This is a genomic window from Pseudomonas flavescens, assembly GCF_013408425.1.
GTDB classification, from domain to species: Bacteria; Pseudomonadota; Gammaproteobacteria; order Pseudomonadales; family Pseudomonadaceae; genus Aquipseudomonas; species Aquipseudomonas fulva_A.
Map to the genome: position 1 here is coordinate 3,918,330 of NZ_JACBYV010000001.1, position 16,792 is coordinate 3,935,121.

18 protein-coding genes are annotated in these 16,792 nt (G+C 62.5%); 5 read left to right on the forward strand and 13 right to left on the reverse strand.

Annotated features, from left to right (window positions below; genetic code table 11):
* The first annotated feature begins 81 nt into the window (after positions 1-81).
* Entirely contained in the window at positions 82-864 is a 783-nt protein-coding gene (locus FHR27_RS17615) for a TatD family hydrolase (protein WP_179539164.1), read from the forward strand.
* Here FHR27_RS17615 and ampE read toward each other — a convergent pair.
* The 3 genes from ampE to FHR27_RS17630 form a co-directional block, all read right to left on the reverse strand.
* Positions 861-1,697 (reverse strand): regulatory signaling modulator protein AmpE, encoded by an 837-nt coding sequence (gene ampE / locus FHR27_RS17620; protein WP_042554313.1) that lies wholly within the window; start codon positions 1,695-1,697, stop codon positions 861-863. The genes FHR27_RS17615 and ampE overlap by 4 nt on opposite strands.
* Positions 1,694-2,257 (reverse strand): 1,6-anhydro-N-acetylmuramyl-L-alanine amidase AmpD, encoded by a 564-nt coding sequence (gene ampD, locus FHR27_RS17625; protein ID WP_042554312.1) that lies wholly within the window; start codon positions 2,255-2,257, stop codon positions 1,694-1,696. Before ampD ends, ampE begins: the two co-directional genes overlap by 4 nt.
* Before the next feature lie 147 nt (positions 2,258-2,404).
* Positions 2,405-4,702 (reverse strand): DUF1631 domain-containing protein, encoded by a 2,298-nt coding sequence (locus tag FHR27_RS17630; RefSeq protein WP_179539165.1) that lies wholly within the window; start codon positions 4,700-4,702, stop codon positions 2,405-2,407.
* Positions 4,703-4,996: 294 nt separating this feature from the next.
* Here FHR27_RS17630 and nadC point away from each other — a divergent pair, with 294 nt between their 5' ends.
* Positions 4,997-5,845: a carboxylating nicotinate-nucleotide diphosphorylase gene (gene nadC, locus FHR27_RS17635; RefSeq protein WP_042554310.1), complete on the forward strand. Its 849-nt coding sequence runs from the start codon at positions 4,997-4,999 to the stop codon at positions 5,843-5,845.
* Positions 5,846-5,895: 50 nt separating this feature from the next.
* Here the strand turns inward: nadC and trpC are convergent, their stop codons facing one another.
* From trpC to FHR27_RS17650, 3 genes are read right to left on the reverse strand one after another with little or no spacing between them, the layout of a single operon-like run.
* Positions 5,896-6,732, reverse strand: a complete 837-nt coding sequence (trpC, locus tag FHR27_RS17640) for an indole-3-glycerol phosphate synthase TrpC (protein WP_179539166.1) — start codon at positions 6,730-6,732, stop codon at positions 5,896-5,898.
* Positions 6,729-7,775, reverse strand: coding sequence for an anthranilate phosphoribosyltransferase (trpD, locus tag FHR27_RS17645; protein ID WP_179539167.1), 1,047 nt, complete (start codon positions 7,773-7,775; stop codon positions 6,729-6,731). The genes trpC and trpD overlap by 4 nt, the downstream gene beginning before the upstream one ends.
* On the reverse strand, positions 7,772-8,368 hold the full coding sequence (locus FHR27_RS17650) for an aminodeoxychorismate/anthranilate synthase component II (protein WP_042554307.1): 597 nt from the start codon (positions 8,366-8,368) through the stop codon (positions 7,772-7,774). Before FHR27_RS17650 ends, trpD begins: the two co-directional genes overlap by 4 nt.
* Before the next feature lie 408 nt (positions 8,369-8,776).
* Between FHR27_RS17650 and FHR27_RS17655 the strand changes: the two genes are divergently transcribed.
* The gene (locus tag FHR27_RS17655) at positions 8,777-10,018 is read left to right on the forward strand and encodes a GAF domain-containing sensor histidine kinase (protein WP_179539168.1); all 1,242 of its coding nucleotides are present in this window, start codon (positions 8,777-8,779) and stop codon (positions 10,016-10,018) included.
* 16 nt (positions 10,019-10,034) lie between these two features.
* Here the strand turns inward: FHR27_RS17655 and FHR27_RS17660 are convergent, their stop codons facing one another.
* The 6 genes from FHR27_RS17660 to FHR27_RS17685 all read right to left on the reverse strand — a co-directional run bounded on the left by FHR27_RS17660 (position 10,035) and on the right by FHR27_RS17685 (position 14,100).
* Positions 10,035-10,616, reverse strand: coding sequence for a lysis protein (locus FHR27_RS17660; RefSeq protein ID WP_156152713.1), 582 nt, complete (start codon positions 10,614-10,616; stop codon positions 10,035-10,037).
* A complete protein-coding gene (locus tag FHR27_RS17665; protein ID WP_042554304.1) occupies positions 10,613-11,152 on the reverse strand; it encodes a glycoside hydrolase family 24 protein in 540 nt (179 codons plus the stop codon). Before FHR27_RS17665 ends, FHR27_RS17660 begins: the two co-directional genes overlap by 4 nt.
* Before the next feature lie 95 nt (positions 11,153-11,247).
* Complete coding sequence (locus FHR27_RS17670; protein WP_179539169.1) at positions 11,248-12,384, reverse strand: glycoside hydrolase family 5 protein; 1,137 nt, start codon at positions 12,382-12,384, stop codon at positions 11,248-11,250.
* A 170-nt stretch (positions 12,385-12,554) separates the two neighbouring features.
* Complete coding sequence (locus FHR27_RS17675) at positions 12,555-12,881, reverse strand: phage holin family protein (protein WP_042554302.1); 327 nt, start codon at positions 12,879-12,881, stop codon at positions 12,555-12,557.
* The gene (locus FHR27_RS17680; protein ID WP_042554301.1) at positions 12,874-13,233 is read right to left on the reverse strand and encodes a putative holin; all 360 of its coding nucleotides are present in this window, start codon (positions 13,231-13,233) and stop codon (positions 12,874-12,876) included. Before FHR27_RS17680 ends, FHR27_RS17675 begins: the two co-directional genes overlap by 8 nt.
* Positions 13,234-13,737: 504 nt before the next feature.
* Entirely contained in the window at positions 13,738-14,100 is a 363-nt protein-coding gene (locus FHR27_RS17685) for a PA0613 family protein (protein WP_179539170.1), read from the reverse strand.
* A gap of 188 nt (positions 14,101-14,288) precedes the next feature.
* On the opposite strand from FHR27_RS17685, the gene FHR27_RS17690 reads away from it, so the two are divergent.
* Together FHR27_RS17690 and FHR27_RS17695 are read left to right on the forward strand one after the other, a co-directional pair.
* Complete coding sequence (locus FHR27_RS17690) at positions 14,289-14,951, forward strand: XRE family transcriptional regulator (protein WP_179539171.1); 663 nt, start codon at positions 14,289-14,291, stop codon at positions 14,949-14,951.
* Between the two features lie 49 nt (positions 14,952-15,000).
* Positions 15,001-15,300 (forward strand): pyocin activator PrtN family protein, encoded by a 300-nt coding sequence (locus tag FHR27_RS17695; RefSeq protein ID WP_042554298.1) that lies wholly within the window; start codon positions 15,001-15,003, stop codon positions 15,298-15,300.
* A 174-nt stretch (positions 15,301-15,474) separates the two neighbouring features.
* Here the strand turns inward: FHR27_RS17695 and trhP are convergent, their stop codons facing one another.
* Complete coding sequence (gene trhP, locus FHR27_RS17700; protein WP_179539172.1) at positions 15,475-16,782, reverse strand: prephenate-dependent tRNA uridine(34) hydroxylase TrhP; 1,308 nt, start codon at positions 16,780-16,782, stop codon at positions 15,475-15,477.
* Between the last annotated feature and the right edge of the window lie 10 nt (positions 16,783-16,792).

Here is a 16,792-nt window from a genome sequence, read left to right on the forward strand (position 1 = left end):
CGTGAATGACTCACAGAATGTTGCAGCCGCTGTGTATGCAAACCCTGTTCAATCCTCTGTTCACCTGCCCGGCAGAACGCTATGCAACTGATCGACACCCACACCCATCTCGACTTTCCCGACTTCGACGACGACCGCAACGAGGTACTGGCGCAGGCTCGCACGCTCGGCGTCGAGCGGCTGGTGGTACTGGGCGTCGAGCATGGCAACTGGCAACGCCTGTGGGATCAGGTGCAGCAACATGAGGGGCTGTACGCGGCTTTCGGCCTGCATCCGGTCTATCTGAACCAGCACCGTGCCGAGGATCTTCAGTCAATGCAGGACTGGCTGCAGCGCCTGCACGGCCATGAAAAGCTCTGCGCCATCGGCGAGTTCGGCCTGGATTACTACCTGGAGGATCTGGACCGTGATCGCCAACAGTCACTCTTCGAGGCGCAACTGGTTCTGGCCGAGCGCTTCGAGCTGCCTGTACTGCTGCACGTGCGTCGTGCCCATGCGCCGGTGATCGCCGCCTTGAAGCGCTTCAGATTGCCCCGTGCGGGGATCATCCACGCCTTCGCCGGCAGCTACGAGGAAGCCAGGGAGTACCTGAAGCTGGGCTTCAAGCTCGGCCTGGGCGGAGCGCCGACCTGGCCCCAGGCCAACCGCCTGCGCCAGGTGATCGCGCGGCTGCCGCTGGATGCCATCGTGCTCGAGACCGACTCACCGGACATGGCGCCGGCCATGCACCCGAACCGACGCAACAGTCCCGCTCACCTGCCGGACATCTGCCGTGAACTGGCGCCGCTGCTCGGGGTTGGCCCGGAGGCGCTGGCGGCGGCCAGCAGCCGCAACGCCATGCAACTGTTCGGCTGGCAGGCTTAGAACAGTAGTGTCCACAGGGCGATTGCAGCGAACCAGAGAATTGCCGTGCGCACCAGTAATTGCCACAGGCTATCCAGGGTTGCCACACCGGCTTCGCCCAATAGCGGCTCTGGCGTTTCGGCGGCAGCGCGGGCGGCCCCGGAAGCCAGCTGGGCAGCCGAGATATCCCAGCTCAGGGCTTCATGGAGCAGAGCACGGCTCACGGCGATGAAATTGCCGACCAGCGCGAAGCTGGCAGCCAGCACACGCACCGGCAGCCAGTCGAAGGCATGCCGCAACTGTGCCGCACGCTCACGCAGGGCATCGGACTGAGCATGCTCGACGAGCAACGCCAGCAACCGATAAGCCAGCGCAGCCAAAGGCCCTAGCAGGACATACCAGAAGATCACCGCAAAAAAGCTCTGGTACGCCTGCCAGACCATGAACGTCTGCACGTTAGGCAGCAGCGTGGCTTCGCCCTCGCCGTCGACCCCCAAATCACGCTGCGCGACCAGGTAGGCCGCCTCGCCATCGCCGCGCCGCCAGCTGTCACGAAAAGGCCCTAGAGCGGCCAGCAGATCGCCACGGCCAAGGCTGTAGAGCACCACCAGCAGGTGCACGGGCAGCAGCAGCCAGCCGTAGGCCAGTGGCGCCAGCAGCGTGAGGACCAGCGCGACGACAAGCAGCGGGACACCGACCAGCAGCACGATCGCCAGCCACGGCGAATCACTGCTGGTGCCGCTGCGCTCCAGGCGCCCGAGGGCGCGCAGCCAAGGCTCGTCGTGCTGAACACGTTGGCGCCATGAAGAAAACTTTTCGATCCACAGCACCAGCAGCAACACCAGGAAACTCATGATGCCTCCTTATCAGTCATCAATGCGCGGCGCAGCCGAGCCCAATCGAATGCAGGGCCCGGATCGGTCTTGCGTCCAGGCGCGATATCGCTGTGCCCGCAGATACGCTCGACGGTGATCGCCGGGTACGCGCTCTGCAGCACGCGGGTCAGTTCCGTCAGCACAGCGTACTGCGCATCCGTGAACGGCAGGTGATCGGTTCCTTCGAGCTCGATCCCCACGGAGAAATCGTTGCAGTTTTCCCGGCCATCGAAACAGGAGACGCCGGCGTGCCAGGCACGATCCAGGCACGACACGAACTGGACGAGGGTACCGTCACGCTCGATCAGAAAGTGGGCTGACACCGTCATGCTGGCGATGCCCGCGAAGTACGGATGGGCATCGGCTTGCAGGCAATTGCTGAAGAACGCCTGCACCTGCCCGGTGCCGAACTGGCCAGGCGGCAAGCTGATGTTATGAATCACCAACAGGGAAATCTCAGCCTGCGGGCGCTCATTGAAATTGGGCGAAGGACAGTGCTGAATCCCTTGATACCAGCCGTCTTCGAGTTGCTTGTGCATACGTGCTCCCCGAACGAGCGCACACTCTAGGGGCTGTTAACGTTGCAGCGCAAGTTAAGGAGGATCGGACGCCAGAAACGACTCGCGGCCTGACAAGGCCGCGAGAGGGAGATCCGCGCTGGGAACGCGAAAAACGATGCGCCAGGGTCAGGCGTTCTTGAGTCGGCGCAAGTTGCCGATCACCGATTCAAGAGCCCGGTCGAACAACAGTGCATCATCCAGCAGGCGCACGGCATTGCGGCGAAACTCGACAGCCAGGCCCACGCGGGATTTCTCGAGCACCTTCATACCGGTCCGGTTGACGAAGATGTACTTGCCGGTCGGCTTGATGATCGCCGCCAGCTTGCAGCGAACCTTGTGCTCTTCGTCTTCCTGAAACTCGACCCAGCTGCCGACACGCAGCGCATCGACATGCAGCAGCGCCTCGTCATCGTCGGCGAGCATCGGCTCTTCTTCCTCGACACGAGTTTGCCCCGGCGCCAGCAACACGATCTCTTCGACCACCTCGACCATGGCCGACACGCCCTCTTCGCTCTCGGGCGGCAGTTCCAGTAGAGGCAACTCGATGCCAACGGCGGAGAGTGCGGTGCGCTGCACGTCATCGGATTCGGTTGGCGCACTGCGCTCGACATCCGGCATGGCCCGCTTGAATCGCTGGAAAGCCTGTACGTGCAGCGCTTCGAGCTGACCGAAGAACTCACTGGTAGAGAAAGGATCGAACGCCGCACTGGCCATCCCTTCACGCAACGCCTTGAGCAAGCCGGGCACCAGCTCGAGCAAACGCAGGCGCGCTTCCGGATTCTCGTGGGGCTCCACGCTCCAGATCAGGTCGTCCATGGTGGCCAGGGACGCATGCCATTGCTCGGAGTCGGTGCCGTGCTTGAGGCAGGTCAGCATCATCACCTTGCTCCAGGCTTCACGCAGCAGACGCACCACCACTTCTGGCAGCGTCTTGCCCAACAGCCGCTCGTTCAGCGCGTGCTCGACCTCGCGACGCGCCAGCTCGGCACGGGCGCTGCCTTCTTCGGCATCACGGGTACGCTGCTCGAGCAGCTCGCTACGGCGACGCTCGTCACCGGTAAAGGCGAGGAAGTCGGCCAGCAGTTCGGAGAAGATCGCAGGATCATCGGTAAAGTCGTTGAGCAGCCGCTGCACGACCTGTTCGATCTTCTGATAAAGGCTGTCACGCTGGCTGTGGTCGTGCTCACCCCAGCCGAGGGCGGCAGTGGCGATTTCGTTGAGCAGGCGGCGCGCCGGATGGCTGCCGCGACTGAAGAACGTCTTGTCGAGGACCGCGACCTTGAGCATGGGGATCTGCAGGCGCGCGATCAGCGCTTTCAGCGAATCCGGCAGGCTGCGGTCATCGAGGATGAATTCGAAGAGCATCGACACCAGGTTGATGACGTCTTCATCGACCTCGCCGACTACCCGCACGCGGCCACTCTTGGCACTGGCGCGAGTCAACAGATGCTCGAGCTGAGCACGCAGATCGACATCCATCGGGGCCTGGATCGGCGCGCGCTGTTGCATGTGCGACAGCAGGCGCATCAAGTCGTTGGTGGAGATCGGCATGGCATTGGCCGGGGCCTGACGACGCACCGAAACGCTCTCCCGGGACTGCGACAGCAATTCCTGCAATGCACTGAAAACTTCACGCACTTCGTCGTCGCCATAACCGGCGCAGGACAGGTCGACGCTTTCCGCCTGGTCGTGGCGGCTCGGTCGATTATGGCTGGCGGCACGACGAGGCGGCGCGGACTTCAACTCGGGCAATACGCCTGCCTCGACCAGAATGCCGTTTGCATCGCCATAGAGCTGCTCCAGACCACTGAGCACGTACTTCTCGAACAGTTTGAGGATGATCAGCTTGACCTTGATCTCGACACCCAGCCCGCTGCACGAATCGAGGAACAGCTCGCTGAGCGAAACCGGTCCGAGGGGGTTGGACTTGTCGTCGAGCTTCTTGCTGACGACCGCATTGAGGCGCGTGGTGAGGTGAGTGAGGGCGACGTGGTCGCGGCTCAATACCTTGGCGATCATCGAATCCAGCGCGACGGTTTCTTCCAGCTCATCGTTCTGTACGAGTGACAGGCTGTCGAAAGACACCGTGTCGAGTGACGGCGGCTTGCCGACCACGTACTGATTCAAGCTGGCGAAGGACTCGAAAACCTTCTGCAGAAAGCCACGCTCGATACCTTTGCGCTTGAGGCGCAGGTCACGCATGGCTTCGAAGAACGCATTCTGTTCGGCGTTGCTGGTGGCGCGGTCCGCCATGTCGAACAGGGTGTCATCGGCATTGTCGAACAACGCCTGCAGGGCCTGCTTGAGCTGCGTGGCAGCCCGATCGCGGACCTGAAGAAGAGACGCAGGTAGCCTGCCGGCAGCGGGGTGAGCCGTTTCAGAAACCATTTTGTTCAGATGCACTACGTTGGCATCGGTTTTCATCACGATCTCCTGCGCACTGCGCTGGCGGAGCAAGCTCAAACAGAAATGCGAGCGCCATATTAACGTCAACGATATGACGCCAATACATCCGAATTAAAACATTATAGGAATGCTGCAGGAGATACCAAGGCAAATTCCTGCAGATATGACCTGCGTCACAGGTACCCGGGACGCAGTCGTCACCAGGCTCGCGCATGTGACCGGGTGTGACCGCCAGGGTTCATTTTCAGCCGATGAACGTAACACTCACCGAGATTGCCTCTATAATCCCCGCCTCAGCCAATCGGAGGCCCCATGCCGAACCTACTGCTCACCGAGCTCCGCGCCGAAATCGAGGCCAATGTCCGCCGCAGTTTGCGCGAGGACATCGGCAGTGGCGACATCACCGCTCAACTGATCCCCGAATCACGCCTGGCCCATGCCACGGTGATCACTCGGGAAGACGCGGTGATTTGCGGCACCGCCTGGGTGGATGAGGTATTTCGTCAGCTCGACCCGCGCGTCGCGGTGCACTGGCAGGTGCAGGACGGCCAACGGGCAACGCCGAACCAGGCGCTGTTTCATCTCGAGGGTCCGGCGCGCGCCCTGCTCAGCGGCGAACGCAGTGCGCTGAACTTCCTGCAAACCCTGTCGGCCGTGGCGACCCGCTGCCAGCACTACGCCGAACGGGTGCAGGGTACCGACGTGAAGCTGCTCGATACCCGCAAGACCCTGCCCGGGCTGCGCCTGGCGCAGAAGTATGCAGTGACCCAGGGCGGTTGCCACAACCACCGAATTGGCCTGTTCGACGCCTTCCTTATAAAGGAGAACCACATCGCCGCGTGTGGAGGCATCGATGCCGCAGTGGCTGCCGCACGCAAGATCGCCCCCGGCAAACCGGTCGAAGTGGAAGTGGAAAGCCTGGAAGAGCTCGAACAGGCCCTGGCTGCCGGCGCCGACATCGTCATGCTCGATGAGCTGTCGCTCGAGGACATGCGCCGCGCGGTGACCATCAATGCCGGTCGCGCCAAGCTCGAGGCTTCTGGCGGCGTGAACGAGACCACCTTGCGCAGCATTGCCGAGACCGGCGTGGATTACATATCCATCGGTACCCTGACCAAGGACGTCAAGGCAGTGGACCTGTCGATGCGCCTGTCGCTTTGAGCCGATCCTGAATACGACAACGGCGCCCGAGGGCGCCGTTGTCGTATTCGTCAGTCCACGTCAGGGCTGACGATCAGTCGCTTGCGCTCGGGAAAGAACAGGCGCTCCAGTTCGGCGCCCGGGTTGTCCGCACGCATGAACGCTTCACCGACCAGGAACGCATACACGTCGCTGATTTCCATCAGCTCCACGTCGGCACGATTGAGGATGCCACTTTCGGTCACCACCAGGCGGTCGCGGGGAATGCGCGGCAGCAGATCCAGAGTGGTTTCCAGGTTGACCTCGAAGGTGTGCAGGTTACGGTTGTTGACGCCGACCAGCGGCGTGTCCAGCACGTTGAGCGCACGCTCCAGCTCATCGCCGTCATGCACCTCCACCAATACGTCGAGATCGAAGGCCTTGGCCGTTGCCGCCAGTTCGCCCATCTGCGCATCGGACAGTGCCGAGACGATCAGCAGCACGCAGTCGGCACCCAAGGCCCGCGCCTCGACGATCTGGTATGGATCGATCATGAAATCCTTGCGGATCACCGGCAGGGAGCAGGCGCTACGCCCTTCCTGCAGGTAACGGTCAGCGCCCTGAAAGAAGTCGATATCGGTCAGGATCGACAGACAGGTCGCACCGCCATCCTGATAGCTCAGGGCTATTTCCGCCGGAACGAAGTTCTCGCGCAGCACACCCTTGCTCGGCGATGCTTTCTTGATCTCGGCGATCACCGCCGGCTGCTTGCTCCTGGCCTTTTCGATCAACGCAGAGGCAAAGCCACGTGGCGCATCGGCCGCGCGTGCTTCGCGCTCGACTTCGGCCAGGCTGACGATCGCACGTCGGGCCGCGACCTCCTCGGCTTTGCGGGCGAGGATCTTTTCCAGAACGGTGGGAATGCTCACCCTTCATTCTCCTGTTTGAATACCGCGGTAAAGGATACCAACTCTTCCATCTTTTCCCGGGCGAGGCCGGTGTGCAGCGCGTCATGAGCCAGGCTCATGCCATCGCTCAGGTTGTCGGCATGGTCCGCGGCATAGAGCGCAGCGCCAGCATTGAGCACGATGATGTCGGCAGCCTTCTGGCCGACCTCGCTCTTGCGGCGGCCCAGCGCATCACGGATCAGCTCCAACGACTGCCCGGCGCCGTCGACGGTCAGGCCGATCAGACTCTGACTCTTGATGCCAAAGTCCTCGGGCTGGATGCGGTACTCGCTGACCACGCCGTTCTTCAATTCGGCAACGAAGGTCGGCGCGGCCAGGCTGATCTCATCGAGACCATCCTGGGCATGCACCACCAGCACGTGCTGGCTGCCGAGGCGCTGCAGCACCTCCGCCATGGGCCGACACAGCGCCTGGCTGAATACGCCCACCACCTGGTGTTTGGCGCCAGCCGGGTTGGTCATCGGGCCAAGCATGTTGAACAGCGTGCGCAGGCCCAGCTCACGACGCGGACCGATGGCGTGCTTCATCGCGCCATGATGGGACGGCGCGAACATGAAGCCGACACCGACGGTCTCGACGCAGCGCGCCACCTGTACCGGCGTGAGGCCCAAATAGATGCCAGCCGCCTCGAGCAGATCGGCACTGCCGCTTTTGCCCGACACCGCCCGGTTGCCGTGCTTGGCCACCTTGCCACCGGCCGCGGCGACGACGAAGGCCGCAGCGGTGGAGACGTTGAAGATATTCATGCCGTCGCCACCGGTACCGCAGGTATCGACCAGCCGTTCGGCAGCGATCTCCACCGGCGCGGCCAATTCTCGCATCACGCTGGCGGCACCGACGATCTCATCGATGGTCTCGCTCTTCATGCGCATGCCCATGAGAAAGGCGCCGATCTGCGCGTCGGTGCACTGCCCCGTCATGATCTCGCGCATCACGCCGCGCATTTCCTCGGTGGACAGGTCCAACTGGGTGACGATGCGGTTGAGGGCTTCCTTGATGTTCATGCGCGCACGCCTCCGGTCTGCTTGAGGAAGTTGGCGAACAGTTCGTGGCCCTGCTCGGTAAGAATCGACTCGGGGTGAAACTGCACGCCCTCGACGTTCAGGGTCTTGTGGCGCAGGCCCATGATCTCGTCGACGGAACCATCTTCATTGGCAGTCCAGGCGGTGATTTCCAGGCACTCCGGCAGGCTGTCACGCTTGACCACCAGGGAGTGATAGCGGGTCACGGTGAGCGGATTGTTGAGGCCGGCGAACACGCCTTTGTCTTCATGAAAGACCGGGCTGGTCTTGCCATGCATCACCTGACGCGCGCGCACCACATCGCCGCCATAAGCCTGGCCGATGCTCTGATGACCCAGGCAGACACCGAGGATCGGCAGCTTGCCGGCGAAATGCAAAATCGCCTCGATGGACACCCCGGCTTCGGTGGGCGTGCACGGGCCTGGGGAGACGACGATACGCTCGGGCTGCAGCGCCTCGATCTGCGCGACGGTCAGCTCGTCGTTGCGAATGACGTGGACATCGGCACCCAGCTCGCCCAGGTACTGCACCACGTTGTAGGTAAAGGAATCGTAGTTGTCGATCATCAGCAGCATTTTATATTTAACCCTTTGATTTACTGCTCTTCAGCCAATCGCCCTGTTTTCCACGCCCTCATTGGTACCCGCATCATCGATGCTGGGAACACGGATCGTAGGGGGCTGGAGCAAGGCAGAGAGAATCATCCGGCATGGCCGGAGAAAAAGATCAGGCGCGCCAACGCCAACGGGCGTGGGCTTTGATGACTCGCATCAGAAGGGTGCTGCTGGCATTCACGGGGAAGGTCTCGCGTTTATCTGCCCGCACAGTAGCCCACAGCGCTAACGCGCGCAATATCACACTGCCGGATCGCGGATCGATCAGCGCCAGTGGCTCTTCGCGCGCGCCCTTGCGCCACTGTAAAGTTCGGTGAGCGGTGAAACCGACTGCTGTACCCTGTGTTCTTTGCAATCGGAACGGCCAAGATGTCGACGATCAATTTTGGCCCCGACCTTCGTGCCGTCGCGAAGATCGAGGCGATTCCGATGATCCTGCGCATGGTCAAGCACGTGACCGGGCTACGATTCGCTGCCGTCGCGCGGGTCACCGACAAACAGTGGATCACCTGCGCGGTCGACGACTCGATCGAGTTCGGGCTCAAGCCCGGCGACGAGCTCGCACTGGAAACGACCATCTGCGACGAGATCCGGCAACACCGTACGCCGGTGCTGTTCGGTCACGCCAGTGAACACCCGGTGTTCTCTCGGCACCACACGCCAAGGCTCTATGGCCTGGAAAGCTACGTGTCGATCCCGATCGTCCGGGGCAACGGCGAGTTCTTCGGTACGCTGTGCGCGATCGACCCGGCTCCGGCTGATCTCGATACGCCGGTGATTACCGAAACGCTCACGCTCTTCGCCCAACTGATCGCCGCCAATCTGGACATGCAGGCCTCCGTGGAGCAAAGCCAGCGAGAACTCGAGGTCGAGAGGGAGACCGGGCATCTGCGTGAACAGTTGATCGCAGTACTCGGCCACGACCTGCGTACGCCTTTGAGCGCGGTCAGGATGGGGGCCGACCTGCTCGAATCCAAACTGCTGGACCGCCCAGAGCGCCGACTGGCCACGGCGATTCAAAGCAGTGCCAGACGCATGGGCTCACTGATCGAGAACATCCTCGACTTCGCGCGCGGTCGGCTGGGCAGCGGCATTCCCGTCGAACACCGAGTGGTCGGCAACCTGCAGGCCGATTTCGACCGTGTCATCAGCGAAATTGCAGAAGCCTACCCAACCGCGGTCATCGAGCGGTCGGTGAGTGTGCCGCAGGCGAACCTGTGCGACCCGGTCCGGCTCTGCCAACTGCTATCCAATCTGCTGGCCAACGCTGTCACCCATGGCCGCCACGGCACCACGATCAAGGTGGATGTCAGCGTGGAAGACGAGCATCTGGTGCTCAGTGTGTGGAATCAGGGCGTGCCGATCGAGCCGCAACTGATGCCAAAGCTGTTTCAGCCTTATACCCGCTCGGAAGTGGGCCAGCGTGAGGGGCTGGGCCTGGGGCTCTATATCGCGTCGGAAATCGTCAGAGGGCACAACGGCACGATCTGCGTCGTTTCCAATGAAACGGACGGTACATCCTTCACCGCCCGGCTGCCGACCCTGAGCACCGACGCTCAGCGGACGCCGCATGCCAGGGCCGAGCCGCCGGCAACGGATACCCATCCCTAGCAGGCGGCCGGTCGAGCTAGGGCGACAGGCTTATCGTCCGTGCATAGGCCTGGCACATCCCTAAGGCGATGATCGCCCGATCTCCTCGTTCGACGATGCCGACAATTCGTTGAGCAGATCCTGCGTCAATGTCGGCTCGGCGGGCTCCATCCACCAGGCGTCCGGCACTGGCGGTGGAAGACACTGCGCCACCACCGGCATCGCTGGCACCTGGGCTGGCGACCAGGACTGACAACCGTAACTCAGCAGTAGCGAGACGATCACGCAGGCGGGCAGCAGTTTTTTCAGCATCGGTAAGTCTCCTGTGTTGGTTCTGGGATGCGGCCTGCAGCTGCTGTTCCAGCGTCAGACGTTTTTCATTCGCACGCCGCGCCTCACCGGCTGCGGCGCTCTGCGCCATGGCCAGCGTGTCGGCATGCAGCTTGTCGCGCACGGCAATCTGCTGTTCGAGCTCGCGACCCTGCTCGGCCATCCGCTCGCCCAGCCTCCAGCCCTGGGCGAGCCAGCCAAGGCCGGCGGCGCCGACCAGCAGCGTCACAGCCAGGCTTGCGCCTGCTAGCACGCGGTACTTGAGCGGGATGAGCGATAGCCAGCTCATGCCGCCACCTGCCCGCCGCATGCGCTGTACCTGGCCAACAAGTCGGGCTTGTCACAGGCTTGAGCAGCGCGTTCCTCTTCGTAGTTGCACAACAGTGCGCTCAGTTCATGTTCGCGCTGGCCATAGCCAGCCCCAGGCAGACTGGCCCAGATCGGTGCGGCAGCCGTGATGGCCTGTTCGATCTCCCCCTCGCGAATGAGCCCGAGCGCACCGCACTCATCCAGCAGCTTCACTGCGGCCAGATCCTGCGCCGCGGGCGTGAAGCGGCCGCGGAAGTGGTAGAGGCTGACGAGCGAGTCCCAGGTACGGGCCAGGAACTGGTAGCGCCCGGCCGCCGTGGACTTGATGCCGTAGCGCGGCAGGTCGATCAGCTTTCGCGGATGCGCGCTGTAGTCGCTGAACAGCGTGCCGCCGACAAGGACGTTGTAGCCATCGTCACTGTGATCGATGGTCGAGGTGCCTTCGCTCCAGGCGAGCATGTCGAGAAAGGCGAGCACATTGGTGCCGCCCGCCTGGGCAGCGGTGATACGGGCCATGAGAATTCTCCTATCAGGAATGGCCCGCCGAAGCGGGCCATGTCAGGCTGTGTGAAAACTACTGCGCTCGGTCACACGGCCTGATGTCGATGGGTTTAACGGGGCCCGTAGGCCGTGGTGGTGTTACCGATACGCGCCATCAGCGAGCGCGTGTTCGGCTTCAGGGTGCCGTCGTTGCGGTCCATGCCATTGGGCGCATCGTCGTCGTCACCAGGGCCGGCCAACCACTGGAAGCGCAAGATGTGGTTGGCATCAAAGTACTTGTGCAGCTCGGTGAAGTAGGTACGCATACCGGGCACGTGATCCGGCCCCCCGAACTCGCCAGCGATACCCCGCTTGCCATTGGCCTTGAGCCAGTCGACGTAGGGGCGCCAGTCCGCCACACGATCGCGGTAGCTGACCGACTCGCTGGCCACCGTCCACTTGCCGCCGCCCACACCTTCCTTGTCCGGATACTGGTGCGCCTCGTAAAGCAGGCGATCAGCAGGATCAGTGAGGTTCTTGAGCGCGTCGGAACGAGCCGGCCAGTGCAGTGCCGTACTGAAGGCATTGCCCGCCACGGTGATGAAATGCTGCGAATCCTCGGTACGAACAGCGTTGATGAGACGCTGCGCATTGGCAGTCCACAGCGCTTCGACGTTCACACCGCCATCGGCCTTGGTACCGGCGTTGTGGGGCTCGTTCATCAGCCCATAGCCGAGCACGCCGGGCTCGTCCTTGAACTTCTGCACGATGGCCGTCCAGATGCGCGCCAGCAGTGGGTAATCGACGGGACAATCGGGGGCGCCAATCGCCGTCCACAAGGCGTATCCGCCGCCGAAGGACTGCACGGTGCGGCCGGCCACCGGGCCAGAGGCGCGGACGTACCAGCGGGCGTAGTTGTGCATGTCGAGCAGGCAATATCCGCCCCAACTGTGCACATGGCGGATGGCCTTGCGGATCTCCTCGACGTAACCCTGGCGCAAGCTGAAACCGCCTGCGCCATCGAGAATGGCGATGCGCTCACCGGCGAACGGCAAGCGCGCGGCGAATGGCTTGCCGTTCAGGCCGCCCGCATAGGACTTGATGTAGTCGGGTTGATGGCCTCGAGGCGCGATGGTGCGGTAGTGCGTATCGAGCGATGCAGTGGTGATGGCGTCCACATAGGGGTTGTTACCCAACCCCGCAGCGTTGAAACCGATAAGCGGAAACTCACCGGCTGCGGCCATCTGGTCAAAGGTTTTAATGCTCATGGTATTTCCTCCAGACGAAAAAAAGCCCGCATTGCCGCGGGCCTTGATGAAGTGCAACGTTTGAGTGAAAGGGCCAGCCAGCGGCCCCAAGGGTCATGGCACCTGATCGCAGGCAGGCTGCGTCACATGCTCGTTACAGGCCGACGCCAGCGCGGCGGCCTGGTGTAGCTCTAAGTCCGATCCTCGACACGCTCGGCATGCACGTCGGAGCAATGGGGTGGGCACTCACGGATGACGCCAGCCAGGTTGCCCCCCGAACGGAACACCGCGACGGCGAACACGGCCAGTAACAGCACCAGCGACCATGCCTGCGCTGGCAACCTCAGGTCGCCGAGGGCGATCTGCAACATCGCCGACCCCGAGCTGCCCATCAGCAACATGGCCATGCAACTCATGCCGCGCCTGAAACGTGCGCCCTGCCGGCGGTAGGTGAACAAGCGTACGAATACAGCGCCACACAGGCAGAACGTCGCATGCGTGAGTACGAGACTAATCATCGTTGCCTCCTCGCGCCTCGGCCCCAGGCGGGGCCCCGCGACGCTTGATTGCAGCCAGCATGATCGTTACCACCAGCCCCGCACCGGCAAACCCTGCCGGCCCGGAATAGGCAAAGGGACGCATACCGTAGAATTCGAAATCGACGATCGCCGGAGTGAACAGATACCCCATCACGAACGACGTCATGAAGAACGTCAGGCGATTCCATAGCGGCAGCTCTTGTGTAGTGGTGAAGTAGACCAGTGCTCCAAACAAGGCCCCAACCGCGGCCTCTCCGTTGATGCTGTCTAGGATCGTGGGCAGGTTCACTCCCAAGGTGCTAGCCATTAACACGCTACCGGGCTCGCTCATTATCAAAATCCTCCCCGTGGCCAGCGGCCACGACGACGTCCCCCAAAGGCACAGGGTTTTGTTGTTAGAAGCCGCAGCCACGAGGGGAGGCCTGCCTGCTGGCAAGCCCCTGATCTCGTCGAACGGCGGAAATAAAAAAGCCCCGCACGTCTGCAGGGCCCTTGGTCACGGATCGCCCGATCAGGCCACCTGGTGACAGAAACAAAAAACCCGGCTTTGGCGGGCCGGGCTTTACGAGGCAGGCTGCTGGCCCACCTCGTTGACGTTGATCAATTTATAACCCCCGATTCTCAGGGTCACAAGGCACCTGCGGCCATCAGCGGAGACGCGCTGAAAAAAAGCGGACACGATCGGGTCTGGTACGTCTGGTCGCCCGAAAAATCAGCGCACGCGCCTCCACCGGCGCGCTTGCAGGGGGCGCGTCGGTGGAGCGTCGAGATTGCAGTGAGCCGCAGCAGGTGCTTTCAGCGGGCGGAATCGGTAGGGCGGATGTGATAAGCGCGCTCAGGCGGCGCGCTTCAGGAGGTGTGACTGAATGACCTTGTGCGCCTGCCCCAGGCGCCGATAGAACTGCGAGCGGCTGCAACCGCACGCGGCCCATTTCTGGCTGAGCGAAGCGGCGTCACCACAATAGTGCTCGATGACGACCTGGCGCTGTTCGAGCGAAAGGTGCTTGCCGACGATCCAGTCGATCTCGGCGGTTCTGTCCAGCAATACGCGACTACCACGCTCGCTGCGAATCAACACACCTTGTGTAGCCATCAGCGCGGCGATGACAGAGCCACCGAACCCGGACGCCAGTTCACTCTCCTTACCCAGCTTCTTGTCAGCCCATATCTGCAGCGCTTCATCAATGTAGGCAATCATCAGGATCCTCCTGCCACCCCGCTGGTGGCGATAACGGATGGGCCCTCGGCGCATTGGCGCTTATCGGGCTCGAGAACTCGTCGAGCCATACCGGTGATCGACAAACTAAAAATAATCACGAATCGTGTTTTATTCAAGACGAAAACTGCGCTATAAATATTTCACATCGTGATTAACGGAGCACCTTCATGGAAACCCTCGGCAAGCGCATCAAACGCCTGCGCAAGAGCACAGGTCTCAGCCAGCAGCTGCTGGCCGAGGCCTGTGGCTGGTCATCGCAGTCACGCATCGGCAACTACGAAAGCGACCTGCGTGAGCCCAGCCTGGCGGACCTGCTGCTGCTCGCACCGGCACTTGGCGTGAGCATCGCCGAGCTCGCTGGCAGCGAGGCGCTAGCCGAGCCTGCGAGTGCGGCAAGTGACACGCTGGACGTGGGCCACGCCCGTGGCGGCGCGGTGCCGGTGGTGGGGCATGCGCAGCTGGGCACCCACGGGTATTTCGAAGAGATCGACTTTCCCGTCGGCCATGGAGACGGCTACCTGCGCATCCACAGTGACGACCCGAACGCCTATGGCCTGCGGGTCAGTGGTGACAGCATGCATCCACGGATCAAGAACGGCGAGTACGTGCTGATCGAACCGAACAAGGCCTTCCATGCCGGCGATGAGGTGATGGTGCGCACCCTCGATGGCCAGGCGATGATCAAGGAATACATCTACCTGCGCGATGGCATGTACCGCTTCGACAGCGTCAACCAGAATCACCCGCCCATTCATATTCCGCAGCACAACGTCAGCAAGATTCACCTGGTGGGCGGCATCCTCAAATCCTCGCGCTTCGCCGAAGATTGATCACCCGTCCTGTCACCAACCGAGAGCCGTCCGATACCGAGCCATTGCCATGAACACTCAGCCTGAGCCGCCCCTGCCGCTCCAGACGCTGGAGCTACTTTTCCGCACCCACGGCGACGTGCTGGTGCCCATCGACCGAGTGCGTACGGTGTACTTTCGGCACCTGAGCCCGGACAACTTCATTCGCGCCATCGCGTCCGGGCGACTGAACCTGCCGATCACCACCCTGGACAGCAGCGCCAAGGCGCCCAAGTTCATCGAACTGCATCACCTGGCCGCCTACATCGACAGCTGCGCCAACGTCGCCCATGGGCAACCGAGCGGCCAGCCGGCCACATCCGCCGCCTGAACATCGAGCCCTAGCGCTTGGCGCGCGAGGTTGACGCTGCCACCCCGCGAACCCTGCGGCGCGATTAACATCCGCCCGCTTGCCGGCGATGCGATTTGGCAGCGGCAGCCTTGCCGCACTGAATGCCACGGTCCCTTTCATTACCTGCCACACGCGGGTCGATCGAGCCCGGCATCACACATCCCGCATCAGCAACGCGAACTGCAACTCCACGCCTGCCGGCACGGGCAGGTACACGACATGGCCATCGCCGGGCGCGACGGCGATGGTCTCCCACGCTCTGTTTTGCAAACGCTCCAGGGTGAAGCGCAGGTTACCGTTCGGGGTCATCAGCTCCATGCCGTCCCCGACTGCGAAGCGATTCTTGACCCGCACTTCGGCCAGTTCGCCACGGCGCTCGCCGGTGAGCTCACCGACGAACTGCTGGCGCTCGGCGTGCGAGCTGCCGTGCTGGTAGTTCTGATATTCGTCGTGTACATGGCGGCGCAGGAAGCCCTCGGTGTAGCCGCGGTGGGCCAAGGATTCCAGGCTGTCCATCAGGCCGCGGTCGAAGGGCCGGCCCGCCACCGCGTCGTCGATGGCCTGGCGATACACCTGGGCGGTGCGGGCACAGTAGAAATGGGATTTGGTGCGTCCTTCGATCTTCAGCGAGTGCACGCCCATCTTCACCAGTTGCTCGACGTGCTGCACGGCGCGCAGGTCCCGTGAGTTCATGATGTAGGTGCCATGCTCGTCTTCGAACATGGGCATCTGCCCATCGCCATCATCGAGCAGGAATACCTGCTCGCTCGGCGCGCCGATACCCAGGGTAGGCTGCACCTGATGAACGATCTCACCCAATTCGTTCTCACCCGCAGCCTTCACGTCGTACTGCCAGCGGCAGGCATTGGTGCAGGCCCCCTGGTTGGGGTCACGGCGATTGAGGTAGCCCGACAGCAGGCAACGCCCGGAGTAGGCCATGCACAAGGCGCCATGGACGAACACCTCCAGTTCCATGTCCGGTACCTGAGCGCGGATTTCTTCGATCTCAGCCAGGGACAACTCCCGCGAGAGGATCACCCGCGTCAACCCCTGCCCCTGCCAGAACGCCACACTGGCCCAGTTCACCGCGTTGGCCTGTACCGAGAGATGGATGGGCACCTGTGGATAACGCCCGCGCACCAGCATGATCAGCCCCGGGTCGGACATGATCAGTGCATCGGGCGCCATGTCGATCACCGGCTGCAAATCGCCCAGAAAGGTCTTCAACTTGGCATTGTGCGGCGCGATGTTGACCACCACGTAGAAGCGCTTGCCCAAGGCATGAGCCTCGCCAATCCCCTGGGCGAGGTTGGCGTGATCGAACTCGTTGTTGCGCACTCGCAGGCTGTAGCGCGGCTGCCCGGCATACACCGCATCGGCGCCATAAGCGAACGCGTAACGCATGTTCTTCAGGCTGCCGGCCGGTGACAGCAGTTCGGGGCGAAACACGGAGCTGGGCATGACCACGAGG

What these genes read in the sequence shown, in the direction of transcription:
- FHR27_RS17615 (WP_179539164.1), top strand. Translation starts at nt 82, where the DNA reads ATGCAACTGATCGACACCCACACCCATCTCGACTTTCCCGACTTCGAC.
- ampE (WP_042554313.1), bottom strand. Translation starts at nt 1,697, where the DNA reads ATGAGTTTCCTGGTGTTGCTGCTGGTGCTGTGGATCGAAAAGTTTTCT.
- ampD (WP_042554312.1), bottom strand. Translation starts at nt 2,257, where the DNA reads ATGCACAAGCAACTCGAAGACGGCTGGTATCAAGGGATTCAGCACTGT.
- FHR27_RS17630 (WP_179539165.1), bottom strand. Translation starts at nt 4,702, where the DNA reads ATGAAAACCGATGCCAACGTAGTGCATCTGAACAAAATGGTTTCTGAA.
- nadC (WP_042554310.1), top strand. Translation starts at nt 4,997, where the DNA reads ATGCCGAACCTACTGCTCACCGAGCTCCGCGCCGAAATCGAGGCCAAT.
- trpD (WP_179539167.1), bottom strand. Translation starts at nt 7,775, where the DNA reads ATGAACATCAAGGAAGCCCTCAACCGCATCGTCACCCAGTTGGACCTG.
- FHR27_RS17650 (WP_042554307.1), bottom strand. Translation starts at nt 8,368, where the DNA reads ATGCTGCTGATGATCGACAACTACGATTCCTTTACCTACAACGTGGTG.
- FHR27_RS17655 (WP_179539168.1), top strand. Translation starts at nt 8,777, where the DNA reads ATGTCGACGATCAATTTTGGCCCCGACCTTCGTGCCGTCGCGAAGATC.
- FHR27_RS17660 (WP_156152713.1), bottom strand. Translation starts at nt 10,616, where the DNA reads ATGAGCTGGCTATCGCTCATCCCGCTCAAGTACCGCGTGCTAGCAGGC.
- FHR27_RS17665 (WP_042554304.1), bottom strand. Translation starts at nt 11,152, where the DNA reads ATGGCCCGTATCACCGCTGCCCAGGCGGGCGGCACCAATGTGCTCGCC.
- FHR27_RS17670 (WP_179539169.1), bottom strand. Translation starts at nt 12,384, where the DNA reads ATGAGCATTAAAACCTTTGACCAGATGGCCGCAGCCGGTGAGTTTCCG.
- FHR27_RS17675 (WP_042554302.1), bottom strand. Translation starts at nt 12,881, where the DNA reads ATGATTAGTCTCGTACTCACGCATGCGACGTTCTGCCTGTGTGGCGCT.
- FHR27_RS17680 (WP_042554301.1), bottom strand. Translation starts at nt 13,233, where the DNA reads ATGAGCGAGCCCGGTAGCGTGTTAATGGCTAGCACCTTGGGAGTGAAC.
- FHR27_RS17685 (WP_179539170.1), bottom strand. Translation starts at nt 14,100, where the DNA reads ATGATTGCCTACATTGATGAAGCGCTGCAGATATGGGCTGACAAGAAG.
- FHR27_RS17690 (WP_179539171.1), top strand. Translation starts at nt 14,289, where the DNA reads ATGGAAACCCTCGGCAAGCGCATCAAACGCCTGCGCAAGAGCACAGGT.
- FHR27_RS17695 (WP_042554298.1), top strand. Translation starts at nt 15,001, where the DNA reads ATGAACACTCAGCCTGAGCCGCCCCTGCCGCTCCAGACGCTGGAGCTA.
- trhP (WP_179539172.1), bottom strand. Translation starts at nt 16,782, where the DNA reads ATGCCCAGCTCCGTGTTTCGCCCCGAACTGCTGTCACCGGCCGGCAGC.